At 67.7% G+C, this 13,108-nt stretch carries 12 protein-coding genes; 5 read left to right on the plus strand and 7 right to left on the minus strand.

Translation table 11 applies throughout. The annotated features are described in order from the left end of the window. Positions 1–323: 323 nt before the first annotated feature. The gene (locus IMZ11_RS40590) at positions 324–1,496 is read right to left on the minus strand and encodes a serine protease (protein ID WP_228648565.1); all 1,173 of its coding nucleotides are present in this window, start codon (positions 1,494–1,496) and stop codon (positions 324–326) included. A 430-nt stretch (positions 1,497–1,926) separates the two neighbouring features. Further along, positions 1,927–3,018 (minus strand): serine protease, encoded by a 1,092-nt coding sequence (locus IMZ11_RS40595; RefSeq protein WP_228648567.1) that lies wholly within the window; start codon positions 3,016–3,018, stop codon positions 1,927–1,929. Positions 3,019–3,197: 179 nt separating this feature from the next. Between IMZ11_RS40595 and IMZ11_RS45840 the strand changes: the two genes are divergently transcribed. After that, positions 3,198–3,326 carry a hypothetical protein gene (locus IMZ11_RS45840; protein WP_255707936.1) on the plus strand — a complete coding sequence of 43 codons (129 nt, stop codon included), beginning with the start codon at positions 3,198–3,200 and terminating at the stop codon, positions 3,324–3,326. A gap of 164 nt (positions 3,327–3,490) precedes the next feature. On the opposite strand, the gene IMZ11_RS40600 is transcribed toward IMZ11_RS45840, so the two are convergent. Then, positions 3,491–4,600: a serine protease gene (locus tag IMZ11_RS40600; RefSeq protein WP_228648569.1), complete on the minus strand. Its 1,110-nt coding sequence runs from the start codon at positions 4,598–4,600 to the stop codon at positions 3,491–3,493. A gap of 202 nt (positions 4,601–4,802) precedes the next feature. On the opposite strand from IMZ11_RS40600, the gene IMZ11_RS40605 reads away from it, so the two are divergent. The 4 genes from IMZ11_RS40605 (at position 4,803) to IMZ11_RS40620 (ending at position 7,417) form a co-directional block, all read left to right on the plus strand. Next, a complete protein-coding gene (locus IMZ11_RS40605; RefSeq protein ID WP_228648571.1) occupies positions 4,803–5,258 on the plus strand; it encodes an SSI family serine proteinase inhibitor in 456 nt (151 codons plus the stop codon). A 421-nt stretch (positions 5,259–5,679) separates the two neighbouring features. Beyond that, positions 5,680–5,985 carry a hypothetical protein gene (locus IMZ11_RS40610; RefSeq protein ID WP_228648573.1) on the plus strand — a complete coding sequence of 102 codons (306 nt, stop codon included), beginning with the start codon at positions 5,680–5,682 and terminating at the stop codon, positions 5,983–5,985. Then, the gene (locus IMZ11_RS40615; protein WP_228648575.1) at positions 5,933–6,358 is read left to right on the plus strand and encodes a type II toxin-antitoxin system VapC family toxin; all 426 of its coding nucleotides are present in this window, start codon (positions 5,933–5,935) and stop codon (positions 6,356–6,358) included. The genes IMZ11_RS40610 and IMZ11_RS40615 overlap by 53 nt, the downstream gene beginning before the upstream one ends. A 96-nt stretch (positions 6,359–6,454) precedes the next feature. Further along, the gene (locus IMZ11_RS40620) at positions 6,455–7,417 is read left to right on the plus strand and encodes a zinc-binding dehydrogenase (protein WP_228648577.1); all 963 of its coding nucleotides are present in this window, start codon (positions 6,455–6,457) and stop codon (positions 7,415–7,417) included. Between the two features lie 200 nt (positions 7,418–7,617). On the opposite strand, the gene IMZ11_RS40625 is transcribed toward IMZ11_RS40620, so the two are convergent. The 4 genes from IMZ11_RS40625 to IMZ11_RS40640 form a co-directional block, all read right to left on the minus strand. Further along, complete coding sequence (locus IMZ11_RS40625) at positions 7,618–8,376, minus strand: PadR family transcriptional regulator (protein WP_228648579.1); 759 nt, start codon at positions 8,374–8,376, stop codon at positions 7,618–7,620. Next, positions 8,373–9,194 (minus strand): DUF4097 family beta strand repeat-containing protein, encoded by an 822-nt coding sequence (locus IMZ11_RS40630; RefSeq protein WP_228648581.1) that lies wholly within the window; start codon positions 9,192–9,194, stop codon positions 8,373–8,375. The genes IMZ11_RS40625 and IMZ11_RS40630 overlap by 4 nt, the downstream gene beginning before the upstream one ends. A gap of 172 nt (positions 9,195–9,366) precedes the next feature. Continuing rightward, positions 9,367–9,543, minus strand: a complete 177-nt coding sequence (locus IMZ11_RS40635; RefSeq protein WP_228648583.1) for a DUF6104 family protein — start codon at positions 9,541–9,543, stop codon at positions 9,367–9,369. Positions 9,544–9,642: 99 nt separating this feature from the next. Continuing rightward, the coding region (locus tag IMZ11_RS40640) for a multifunctional oxoglutarate decarboxylase/oxoglutarate dehydrogenase thiamine pyrophosphate-binding subunit/dihydrolipoyllysine-residue succinyltransferase subunit (protein WP_228648585.1) at positions 9,643–13,108 on the minus strand (3,466 nt) is incomplete at its 5' end.

A 13,108-nucleotide genomic window follows, 5' to 3' on the forward strand; every position in this document is an offset into this window, starting at 1 on the left:
AGGTGCAGCGAGCCAGAAAGGGGTGGATACCGGCGACGCAGGGGAGGGCGAGGAGGGTGATTCGGGACCTCATGGAAGAACTCCTTGAGTCTGGAGAGGGTGCCCGGTGAAAGTAGGCGCTCCTGCTTTCAGGCCGCTTGCAGGGGGCTTTCCTCCCAGGTCGCCGGTATCCACCCCTTTCTGGCTCGCTGCACCTTTCACGGCATATGGCGTCATTTACGGCAAGTTGCGCCGCACGTGCCGCCCCTTCCTCCTCGCGTGGACGCCGTGCGCACGCGTAAAGGGCCCGGCTCAGCGAGCCGGGCCCTTCCCTCGTTCAGGTGTTACGCGATGCTGCCGGACCAGACGTTCGCCGCGGCCTTGTAGATGCCGTACAGCTCGCCGTCGAAGTACGGCGAGACGCTGGTGTCGATCCGGTTGTTGCCGTCGGTGTCCGAGACGCCGCTGGTGACGCCGTTCAGGTAGCCGATGCGGCGGGCGTTGCTGTAGTTGAGCAGCCAGGACGAACCGGAGGAGCCCTCGCCGGTGAAGGAGGACTTCACGCCGACCAGTTCCTCGGCCTTCACCGAGGGGGCCTTGGCGGCGAACGTCTTGCCGTAGCTCCACTTGAGGGTCTTGCCGGAGAAGGCGTAGTTGCCGTCCGGGTGCGAGCCGCTCGGGTAGCCGAAGACGTAGACGTACTTGCCGAGCTTCTGGTTGTAGGCCAGGCCCTGCCCGCCGACGTTGTCGCCGAGGCGGCCGACGTCGGTGAACTTGACGACGTAGTACTTGCCGCCCTTCGACTTGCGGATGTACCGGCTGTACTTGTCATAGGTGGCCTTGTTGACCTCCTGCCAGTTCCACTCCGCGGCGTCGAACCAGTTGGTGCCCGAGCCGGCCTTGATGCCGTTGTAGACGGTGACGAACGCGTAGTCGCGGTCGCCGTCCTCGTACACGTCGAAGTCGTAGTGCGTGAACGCCTGCTTGCCGACGTAGATGCCCCACGGCGCCTTGCTCTGGTAGTAGCCGGGGACGAACACCCAGCGGTCGAGGGTGGCCTTGTTCGACTCGGTGTCGTACACGCAGTGGCCGGCCGTGGCGACCAGGTTGCGGTACTTCGCCTGGAGCGACGTGGCGGTGCACCAGTGGGGCCTGCCGTCGGAGCCGGTGAAGAAGACCTTGCCGGTGGTCTTGGGCAGGTTCACGTTCTTGGACCTGCCGGATCCGCCGTTGCCGGTCGGTGCGACGGTGCCCGGCTTGCTGTCGGGGGAAGGCCCGCCCTTGGAGATGTGCTTCGCCACGATCTGCGTCTCGTACGGCGACGCGTTGACCAGGTTGGCCGCCTTCTGGTTCAGCCAGAAGGCGACGACGTTCTTGGCGGCGATTCCGCTTGCGGCCAGCGGGTCGGTAGCCGTGTCACCAGCGGCCTGCGCGGGTGCCACGAGCGTGCTGCCGATCAGACCGGCGGCAGCGAGACCCCCGAGAGGGAGGACCAGGCGCTTGACTCGGGTGTTCATGGAGCTCCTTGCGCTGTCGATAGACGCGAACGTCCCATCTGTCAGTAAAGGGATGGTCAAAACACTACATGCGAGATCTTGCGGTCCCGGGCCTTGTCGGCGCTGCTTTCTCGCGTCGAGGCGCCGTGACTTTTTCGTGATTTTCCACAATTGGTGTCATCTTCGAGATCATTTCGTGATGTATGCGCAGGTGGCCGGGCGGCGGCGGACGGCCACGCGACACCCGACCGCGAAGATCACCTAGGTGGAAGATGTGATGTAACTCACATAAATCCAATGGCACCGATTGGCCCATGATCACGTCTAATCCATCCCGAAATGCGACGAAGGCCCAGCCATCCGGCTGGGCCTTCGAGAGGGCTGGGCCTTCGAGAGAAGGGAAGGCGGAGCCCGGAGGGAAACCGGGCCCCGAGGTGGGGACGCGAGGGTCTTAGAAGACGTTGCCCGACCAGCTCGCCGCGGCCTCCGAGTAGACGCTCTTGGTCTCGCCGTCGAAGTACGCCGAGCTCAGGGTGTCGTAGCGGTCGTTGTCGTCGGAGTCGACCACCAGGCTGGTGACGCCATCGATGTAGCCGGTCCGCTTGGTGTTGCTGTACTTGATCAGCCACGGCCCGCCGTCGGCGCCCCAGGTGAAGGCCGCCTTCAGCGTGATCTGCTCATCGATCTTGAGGGCGCTGCTGACGGGCGTCTTGCCGCTGGTCTTGCCGTAGGCCCACTTGGCGGTGACCCCGGTGTACGGCTTGTTGCCGTCAGGGTGGGCCGACGCCGGGTAGCCGAAGGCGAAGTGCGCGGTGCCGGTCTTCTGGTTCCACGCGAAGCCCTGCGCGCCGACGGTCGCGCCCAGCGAGTAACCGGTGTTGGCGACCCCGGCGGTCTTCGTGGCCGTGCTGTCCAGTTCGACGCCGTTGTAGACCGTCACGAACGCGTAGTCGCGGTCGTAGTCCTCGTACACGGAGAAGTCGTAGTGCGTGTACGCGGTCTTCCCGACATACAGGCCCCAGGGGGTCTTGCCCTGGTAGTAACCCGGGATGAAGACCCATTTGTCCATGGTCTCGGTGTTCGCGGCCGTGTTGTAGACGCAGTGCCCGGCGGTCGCGACGAGGTTCTTGTACGTGGACACGATCGAGGTGGCCGAGCACCACCGCGGCTTGCCGTCGCCGTCGAGGAAGAACACCTTGCCGATGGTCTTCGGCAGGTTGACGTTCTTCGAGGTGGACGTGGTGGACGACGAGGTCGCTGAGATCGAGCCCGCCGCGGTGCTCGCGGCGGCGCCGCCGGTCGACACCACCTTCTTGACCGAGGCGGAGTCGAGGTTGCCGGACGGGCCGGAGAACTGTGTCGAGCGCTTCAGGTTGGCGCCCGAGTCGCCCAGCCAGTAGAGGGCGACGGACTGGGCCTCGGTCGGCTTGACGAGCTTGTCGTGGTGGACGGTGGTGCCCGCCTGCGCCGTGCCGGCCAGCCCGCTGGTGAGGAGCGCGGTCGCGGCGACGGCCGCCCCGCTCAGGGAAAGGATGCGCTTCATGGGGGTTTCTCCTCGCACTGTCGTGAGGCGACTCTCGCGCCTCATGCGTCAGAAAAGGTCGTGAGGAACATATCCGCGCGTCGGAGAAAAGGAGAAGAGCGCTTTTATGGAGCCATTCGGCAGGCGGTCGGCCGACCTTCGGAAATTAATGTCTTCTTGGTTTATTTAAAGGATCTTAGATGGAGAAGTCGCAGGCGGGCGCGGTGGTCGCCCGTACCTGCGGCCATCCCGAACGCAATGTGAGGGGAGTTTGTGTGACGCACATCATGTCGTTCGCGCGGCACTGGAATGAGGGAGCGGACGTCTGAAAGAGCGCTCCGGCGGTGTCGCCGGGAAAAGGCTCAGGGAAAGGTTGGGGAAAGGTCGGGGAAGGGTCGGGGAATCCCGGACGCGAGCCGCCCGGAACCCGCGTGGAGGTCGCACGGAGGTCGCACGGAGCTCAGGAGCCGACGGGCTTGGGAACCGGCGGAGCTCAGGAGGTGGACTGGCGCGTGGCCTGCAGGTAGACGCGCTGCGTGACCGTGTTGAAGTAGGGCGTGGACACCGCGTCCACCCGCCCGTCCCCGTTCAGGTTCCAGGTCAGGCTGGTCACGCCGTTGATCCAGCCGGTGCGCTTGGCGCTGTCGTAGCCGATGACCCAGGGGCCGCCGCTGGCTCCGGAGGTGAACTGGCACCCGGTCAGCCGTACCCCGTGCTCGAGCTGCCAGGTGGGCGCGCTCGCCATCTTCTTCTCGGTCGTGTTCGCGCACGCCTTGACGTCCTGGCCGGTGTACGGCCGGCTTCCGTCGGGGTGGGCGCCCGCGGGATAGCCGAAGACCTGGACCCTCCGGCCGGTGCCCTTGTTCCACGCGAAGTGGAAGGCGCCGACCCTGTCCTCGAGGAGCCCCGCGTCGGCCGAGCGGTACTTCACCTTGCCCGCGTCGGTGTAGGGCTGCCAGGTGAAGCCGCGGTACACGGTGACGAACGCGTAGTCCCGATCGAAGTCGCCCTGCCCCTGGAAGTCCTGGTGCATGTACAGCGTGTGCCCGACGAAGATGCCGGCGCTCGTGTCGCCGTTGGCGTACGACGGGATGAAGATCCAGTTCTCGACCGGCTTGTCCCTGGCGAGGGAGTAGGCGCAGTGCCCGGCGGTCGCGACGAGGTTCTTGTATCCGGAGTGCACCGCGGAGGCGGAGCACCAGTACTCCTTGTCGTCGACCTTGAAGAAGACCTTCCCCACCATCGGTGGCGCGTCCGAGGCCGGGGCGCTCGCCGCGGGGGAGGAGGCGGCGGGGGTGGAGGCCGCCGCGCGTCCGACCTCCGCGGCCGACGTCGTGGCCGTGGTCGAGGGGGACGGCTTGGTCTTCGGCTCGTAGCTGCTCGCCCGCTTGAGCCGGTCCGGGCTCCAGTACGACGCGACCTTGCGCATGTCGACCTGCGTCGCAGCCAGGGCGTACGAGCTGACGTCGCCCTTCAGCATCGTCGGCAGGGACGCCGTGGTCACGGCGGAGGCGGGCGCCGCGGGCGCCGGAAAGGAGACCATGGCGACCACGCTCGTCGCGGCAAGGCCGCCGACGAGGCCGAGTGAGAGTCGCCGATACACCGTCTGCCTTCCTTCATGGGTGGTAAGGGGTGATTTTTCCAGATCAACAGGAAATACGCGAAGCTTCGTGACTGGCTCGTTATGAAACCCGCGGAACCGTTGGGATCTCCGGGACGTCAGATTTGCCCGACGCGGCGGAGTGGACGCTTGATCGGAGGGGCTCCCCCGGACAGGCTGTCGTCAGCCGATTCGGGGGATTGATATGAGGCAACTTCTCGCACTTCTAGCCTTTACGGCTATCGCGACCGGCCCGGCGAGCGTCGCCGTCGCCGCCACCGTCCCGCCGCCGTGGGAGCCTGACGTCATGCTCGACGCGCCGGTCAGGATCCACCCCATGAAGGCGCGCGCCAAGGCGCTGATGATGACCGTGGCCAAGGGGCCCGCGGGGACGCAGCCGCAGCGCTACGCGTTGCTCAGCTGCTCCCCTCCATCGCGGGGCACGCACCCGGCGCCGACGAAGGCGTGTCCGATGCTGGAGAAGGTCGGCGGTGACCCCGCGAAGCTCCAGCCGGACCCGACCGTCGCCTGCCCCATGCTCTTCGAGCCGGTCACGGTGACGGCCTCCGGAATGTGGAACGACGTCTACGTCCGGTTCGAGCGCACGTACGGCAACGCCTGCCAGCTCCGTGCGATGACAGGTGCCATCTTCGCCTTCTGAGCGAGGCGCCGTACGTGAAAGGGGCCCGGTGCCGTCCGCCGGGCCCCTTAAGCATCTCCGGAAACCCCACAGCCCTCACTGTGCCTGGTTCAGCACCCCGGCGTCGCTCGCTGTCCCCTTGAGCTTGTCCATCGAATCTCGCAATGCCTCGCCCCTTTCGCGCACCGCCTGGAGCCCCCGGTTGTCTGCGGGTCGCGGCCCCGCGCCTGTCCGGCTGTCGCATGCGGATCGCCGCCGTTCCGCTTGAGCGTCTGTCGGGCGAGCCGTGCTCATGTACGCATTCCCTGTGTTGCCAGCTCACATTCCGCACATTTCGGTCAGGTTTTCGAAATCGCTTGAGATTCTTGTGACGGCCCGATTACTTTCAGTGTTGACATCTAAATGTCGGGCAGGGGACGCTGGAGCCATGCGGAGAACCACGGTGCGGATCGACGAGGCACTTCTCAACGAGGCGAAGGCGTTCGCCGCCAGAAACGGCAGAACCCTCAACTCAGTGATGGAGGACGCGTTGAAACAGTTACTCAGTCGCTCCGATCGCGCGCGGGAGCGCGCGCGCACGGAGCTGATCACCGCAGGTGATCCCCGGGATGCCGGGCTCGTCGACTGGAGTCCCGCGGCGACCACGGAGTTCCTGCTGGAGGACGACTTCGACCATTTCGTGGAGGTGGAGCGGCGTGCGATTGCTGGACGTGAACGTGCTGGTCAACGCCCATCGCAGGGACGCTGAGCGGCACGCGGGGTTCCGTGCGTACGTCGAGGACATCATCCACGGGGACGAGCCGTACGCCGTCACGGACATGGTGGTCAACGGCTTCATGCGCATCGTGACCAATCGCAGGCTGCCCACCCCCAGCACAACAGAGGAGGCGCTCGGCTTCGCCGATCAGATACGCAATCAGCCGCACGCCGTCGTGGTGAACCCCGGGGCAAGGCACTGGGAGATCTTCGTTCGGCTCTGCAAGGAGGCGCAGGCGACGGGGAAGCTCTTGCCCGATGCCTATCTGGCCGCGCTGGCGATCGAGCATGGGTGCGAGTTCGTCACCTGTGACGGCGATTTCGCGAAGTTCCCCGGCCTGCGGTGGCGGCATCCGCTGAACTGAGTCCGCCGGATTCCTGATCGCGTACGGCGTTCGTCCCCACGGCGCTCAGCGAGAGCCGTACGTGATCGTGAATGAGGTGCGGAGTAATGTTCGGGCATGTTCGCCGTAACCGCCACGCAGACCGATCCCGACAACCCTCTCAAGGGGCTGACGCTCGGTGAGCGCCCTGACCCCACGGTTCCCGACGGCTGGACCACGGTCACCGTCAAGGCCACCGCGCTCAATCACCACGATCTATGGACGCTCAAGGGTGTGGGCATCCGCCAGGACCGCCTGCCCATCGTTCTCGGCTGCGACGCCTCCGGCCTGGACGAGAACGGCAACGAGGTCATCGTCCATTCGGTGATCGGCACTCCGGTGAACGGAGACGAGACGCTCGATCCCCGACGCTCGCTGCTTTCCGAGGTCCACGACGGGACCTTCGCCGAGAAGGTGGCCGTCCCCAAGGGGAACCTCGTGCCCAAGCCCGCGGCGATCTCCTTCGAAGAGGCCGCCTGCCTGCCCACCGCGTGGTTGACGGCCTACCGCATGCTGTTCGACAAGGCCGGGGTGCAGCCGGGCTCGACCGTGCTGGTCCAGGGCGCGGGCGGCGGCGTGTCGACCGCGCTCATCGCGCTCGGCCGGGCCGGCGGTTTCCGGATGTGGGCCACCAGCCGGTCGGAGGAGAAGCGGGCCCGTGCCCTCGAACTCGGCGCGGATCAGGTCTTCGAGAGCGGGGCGCGGCTGCCCGAGCGGGTCGACGTGGTGATGGAGAGCGTCGGCGCGGCGACCTGGGACCACTCGCTGAGCTCGCTGCGACCCGGTGGCCGCATCGTGACCTGCGGTGCCACCAGTGGCATGGTCGCCCCCACCCAGCTCGCCCAGGTCTTCTTCCTGCAGCGATCCATCGTGGGGTCCACCATGGGGACCAGGGATCAGCTCGCCAGGCTGGCGGTCTTCCTGGAGCAGACCGGCGTCCGTCCGATCATCGACCGGGTGCTGCCGCTCACGCGGGCCGACGAGGGTTTCGCCGCCATGCATGACGGCGGCATCTTCGGAAAGATCGTTTTCACCGTCTGATCCGTCCGGCGTGGGAAGCCGTTCCTGAGAGTGCCGCATGACACGGTCCGTTCCGTGTCGGCGGCCGTTCTCAGGAATGGTCCGCCGCTGTGCCGCCGCCTGGGCGGAACAGGGCGAGGCGGCGTTCGTGGGAGTGCTGAGCGGGCCCGTCGGGGGGTGCGCGGGCAGGAACGGGTTACGCCAGCCGTACATCGCGGCGCTCAGGGCCGGAGAGCGTCGCGGATGCGCTCGGCCGCCTGGTCGAGGATGGACCGGCATTCGTTGAGCGCGGACTCGGTGACCCCGCCCTGGGCGGCCTCATGCTGGACCCGGGCGACGAAATCAGCCAGCATCCGCCCGAACTCGGCGTCCGCGTGGGCGTGGCCGGGAGGCGGGCCGGACAGCGGCCACGTCTCCGCCCAGATGCGGTTCCACTCGCGCTGCCAGCGTTCGGTCTCCTCGCGCCACTGCTGCTTGTGGCGCTTCCACTCGTCCTTCTGCTGGCGCCACTCCTCCTTGTGCTGCTGGCGCTGCCGCTTCCACTCGTCCTTCTGGTCGCGCCAGGCGTCGCGGTTCTCCCGCCTGCCGGTCTGGTTGATGTCCTTGGCCATCTGGGTGAGTTCCTGCCGGAGGGACCGGACGGTCTGCCGGACGTCCTCCTTGACCTCGCGCGCGATGTCCTGGACCGACGCGGTGATCTCCTGCTCCAGTTCGGCGAGCTCGTCCATGCGGTCGACCAACTCGGCCCGGCCCTTGTCGGTGAGCGTGAAGACCTTCTTGCCGTCCACGACCTCGTGGGTGACGAGGCCCTCCTCCTCCAGCCGCGCGAGACGCGGGTAGATCGTGCCCGGTGACGGCGAGTAGACCCCGAGGAACCGGTCCTGGAGCAGCCGGATCACCTCGTAGCCGTGTCTCGGGCTCTCTTCGAGCAGTTTGAGCAGGTACAGCCGCAGTCGGCCGTGCCCGAAGACCGGACTCATGCCCACTCTCCGTTTCGCTGGTTCGCGGATTCCTTGCTGAGCAATGTGACGTCACCGGAGACCGTGGTCGCCTTGACGGAGGCCATGCCGCCGCCGATTCGTCCGGTCAGTGACCTCGCCGCCGGCCGGTTGTTGGTCTCCAGCCCGGGGAAGGCCGCGTGGAGGCTGCCGGAGGTGGAACGAAGCGTCACGTCGCTGTCGACCGTCTGCGGGAGCCGTACGACGATGGCGCCGGACACGCTGTTCAGCGTGACGTGGCCGGTGGGCGCGAGATCCAGGTCGGCGGTGATCCGGCCGGAGACCGTGTTGGCCCGCAGCCGGTGCGGGGAGCCTCCGGCGACCGTCAGCTCGCCCGAGACGCTGGTGAACGACAGGTCGCCGGCGAGGCCGCGGCTCTCCACCGAGCCGGACACCGTCTCGGCGCTCACGTCGCCGCTCACGCCGTCCAGGACGATCTCGCCGGAGACGCTCTTGACGTTGGTCCGCGCCTCGAAGCCAGCGACCACGGCGGACGCCGAGATCACGCCGACCTGCACGGGGCAGTCCTTCGGGACGGTGAGCGTGGCGGTGGTGATCCGATTGCCCGGCCGCAGCCAGCCGAGGATGCCCTCCCAGGTGAGGTCCTTGTACGCCACGGTGAGCCGGCCGTCCTCGTCGTGGGTGACCACGAGCGGTGGTGTGCCGGCGTCGCTGACGTCGAGGGTGGGCGGGCCGTCGCTGGCGAGCACGGCGAGCCGTCCCGCCACGATGCGCACGCTTAAGTGCGACACGGGCCCGAACGTCAGTTGTCCGGGCTTCTCGATCGTCCAGTGGGACATGGCTCGACCTTTCGACGTGAAGTTCGTCGGCCCCCGCGCGATCAGCGGCGAACCCTCCACAAGACACGATATGTCGTGTTTGTCGAAAGTCAAGATGTATCGCGTTTCTGATCCCTCTCGCGCGGCCCGCGCCCGGTCTCTCGCAGGCCGGGCCGCTCGTTCTCGGGTGCCCTTACTCGTCCTCGTCGTCGAGGCGGGCGAGCCAGGTGGCCAGGCGCTCCACCGGGATCTCGAACTCCGGGTTGAGGTCGACGAACTCGCGCAGCCGCTCGGCCAGCCAGCCGACGCTGACCTCCTCGTCGCCCCGTCGGTGGGCGAGCTCCTCGATGCCCCTGTCGGTGAAGTACATGTCCTCGCTCCTCGATCGTCCCCGCAAAGGGGGAAGTCCCCCGCGGACGGGCCGAGGGGGACTTCTCTGGGTGTGCCGCGGGCCGGGGGCCCGGTCGTGCTAGCCGAAGATCTCCTTGGCGATCGACTCCAGCTCGGCGTCGTGCGTGGAGTGCGATCCGGTCGCCGGCGACGAGTTCGCCGCCCGGGAGACGCGGCGCAGACGCCGGCCGTCGAGCAGCTCGGGCCGCTCGGTCAGCTTCAGCGTGAGGTACGGCCACGGGCCCATGTTGACCGGCTCGTCCTGTGCCCAGATCAGCTCGGCGTCACCGGAGTAGCGCGCGAGCTCCGCCTTGAGCGGGTTTTCCGGGAACGGGAAGAGCCGCTCGACGCGGACGATCGCGACGTCCTTCCTGCCGGACTTCTCCCGTGCGTTGACCAGGTCGTAGTAGACCTTGCCGGAGCACAGGACCACCCGGGTGACCGCGGACGGGTCCACGGTCGTGTCCCCGATGACCGGCCGGAACGCGCCGGAGGTGAACTCCGACGTCGCCGACGCGGCGCCCTTGTGGCGGAGCAGCGACTTGGGCGTGAACACGATCAGCGGCCTGCGCCGGTTCGACAGGACCTGCCAGCGAAGCAGGTGGAAGTAGTTCGCCGAGGTGGTCGGCTGGGCGACGGTCATGTTGTCCATCGCGCACATCTGCAGGTAGCGCTCGATCCGGGCCGAGGAGTGGTCCGGGCCCTGGCCCTCGTAACCGTGCGGCAGCAGCAGCACGACCGACGACCGCTGGCCCCACTTCTGCTCGCCCGACGAGATGAACTCGTCGATGATCGACTGGGCGCCGTTGGCGAAGTCGCCGAACTGCGCCTCCCAGGCGACCAGGGCGTCGGGGCGCACCACGCTGTAGCCGTACTCGAAGCCCATCGCCGCGAACTCGCTCAGCAGCGAGTCGTAGACGTAGAACTTCGTCGTCCCGTGGTTGAACGTCTTCAGCGGGGTGTGGTCCTCGCCGGTGACCCGGTCGACCAGGACGGCGTGCCGCTGGCCGAACGTGCCCCGGCGGGAGTCCTGCCCGACGAGACGGACGGGGTGGCCGTCGATGAGCAGACCGCCGATGGCCAGAGCCTCACCGGTCGCCCAGTCGATCGCGTCGTCGGTGACCATGGTGCCGCGGCGCTGAAGGATCGGCGCCAGGCGCGGGTGCACCGTGAAGCCCTCGGGCAGGTTGAGCTGGGTCTCGATGACCCGCTTGACCGTCTCCTCGGAGATCGCGCTCTCGGTGTCCTCGTGCGACCAGGGGATCACCTCGTCGGCCGGAGGCTTGACGACCGCGCCCGGCTCGAGCGGCTTCTTGGCCGCCTCGCGGGTCTCGGTGAACGCCCGCTCCAGCTGGTCCTGGTAGTCCCGCAGCGCCTGCTCGGCCTCTTCGACGGTGATGTCGCCGCGGCCGATCAGGGACTCGGTGTAGAGCTTGCGGGTGGACCGCTTGGCGTCGATCAGGTCGTACATCAGCGGCTGGGTGAACGAGGGGTTGTCCGTCTCGTTGTGCCCGCGACGCCGGTAGCAGACCATGTCGATGACGACGTCCTTGCGGAACGCCTGGCGGTACTCGTAGGCGAGCCGGCCGACCCGGACCACGGCCTCGGGGTCGTCCCCGTTGACGTGGAAGATCGGCGCCTGGATCATCCTGGCGACGTCCGTGGCGTACACCGAGGACCGTGAACTGGCCGGGCTGGTGGTGAAACCGACCTGGTTGTTGACCACGATGTGGACGGTGCCGCCGGTGCGGTAGCCGCGGAGCTGCGACAGGTGCAGCGTCTCGGCGACCACGCCCTGGCCGGCGAACGCCGCGTCACCGTGCACGAGCACGGGCAGGACGGTGAAGCCCTCCTCGCCGCGCTCCAGGAGGTCCTGCTTGGCGCGGACGACGCCCTCCAGGACGGGGTCCACCGCCTCCAGGTGCGACGGGTTGGCCACCACCGAAGCGGTGATCTTGGTGCCGTCGGGGGCGACGAAGTCGCCGGTGGCGCCGAGGTGGTACTTCACGTCACCGGAGCCGTGCGCGCTGCGCGGGTCGATGTTGCCCTCGAACTCGCCGAACACCTGGGCGTAGGACTTGCCCACGATGTTGGCCAGCACGTTGAGGCGGCCGCGGTGCGCCATGCCGATGACGACCTCGTCGAGGCTCTCGGCCGAGGCCGCGCTGATCACCGAGTCGAGCAGCGGGATCAGCGACTCGCCGCCCTCGAGCGAGAACCGCTTCTGGCCGACGTACTTGGTCTGCAGGAAGGTCTCGAACGCCTCGGCGGTGTTGAGCCTGCGCAGGATGTGCAGCTGCTCGTCGCGGCCGGGCTTGGCGTGCGGCTTCTCGATCCGCGCCTGGATCCAGGCCCGCTCCTCGGGGTCCTGGATGTGCATGTACTCGATGCCGACGGTGCGGCAGTACGTGTCGCGCAGCACGCCCAGGATGTCGCGCAGCTTCATCAGCGGCTTGCCGCCGAAGCCGCCGGTGGCGAACTCGCGCTCCAGGTCCCACAGCGTCAGGCCGTGCGACTTGATGTCGAGGTCGGGGTGCTTGCGCTGGCGGTACTCCAGCGGGTCGGTGGCCGCCATGAGGTGACCGCGGACCCGGTACGCGTGGATGAGCTCCAGGACGCGGGCGGACTTGGCCACGTCGTCGTCGTGCGTGGCGGAGATGTCCTGGACCCAGCGGACCGGCTCGTACGGGATCTGCAGCGACTCGAAGATGTCGTCGTAGAAGCCGTCGGCGCCCAGCAGGAGCTGGTGGACCCGGCGCAGGAAGTCGCCCGACTGCGCGCCCTGGATGATCCGGTGGTCATACGTCGAGGTGAGCGTCATGACCTTGCTGATCGCGAGGCGGCAGAGCGTGTCGACCGAGGCGCCCTGGTACTCCGCGGGGTACTCCATCGCGCCGACGCCGATGATCGTGCCCTGGCCGGGCATCAGGCGGGGTACGGAGTGGACGGTCCCGATCGTGCCGGGGTTCGTCAGGGAGATCGTCGTGCCCTGGAAGTCGTCGACGCCCAGCTTGCCGGCGCGCGCCTTCCGGACGATCTCCTCGTACGCGACCCAGAACTGGCGGAAGTCGAGCGTCTCGGCCGCCTTGATCGACGGCACGAGCAGCTGACGGGTGCCGTCGGCCTTCTGCACGTCGATGGCCAGGCCCAGCCCCACATGCTCGGGCTTGACCAGGACCGGCTTGCCGTCCACCTCGCTGTAGGAGTGGTTCATCTCCGGCATGGCCTTCAGCGCCTGGACGACCGCGAAGCCGATCAGGTGGGTGAAGGAGATCTTGCCGCCACGCCCGCGCAGGAGGTGGTTGTTGATCACAATGCGGTTGTCGATCAGCAGCTTCGCCGGGACGGCGCGCACGCTCGTCGCGGTCGGCACCGCGAGCGAGGCCTCCATGTTGAGTGCCGTGCGGGCGGCGGCGCCGCGCATCTTCTCCTCGACCGCTCCGGCCGGGATCGGCGCGGGGGCGGCCTTCTTCTCCGCCTTCTCCGGCTTCGCGACCGGTGCAGCCGGTGTGGCGGGCGCCTGCGTCACGGGGGAGGGCGGAGAG

Source organism: Microtetraspora sp. AC03309, from assembly GCF_020826795.1.
Taxonomy (GTDB): domain Bacteria; phylum Actinomycetota; class Actinomycetes; order Streptosporangiales; family Streptosporangiaceae; genus Microtetraspora; species Microtetraspora glauca.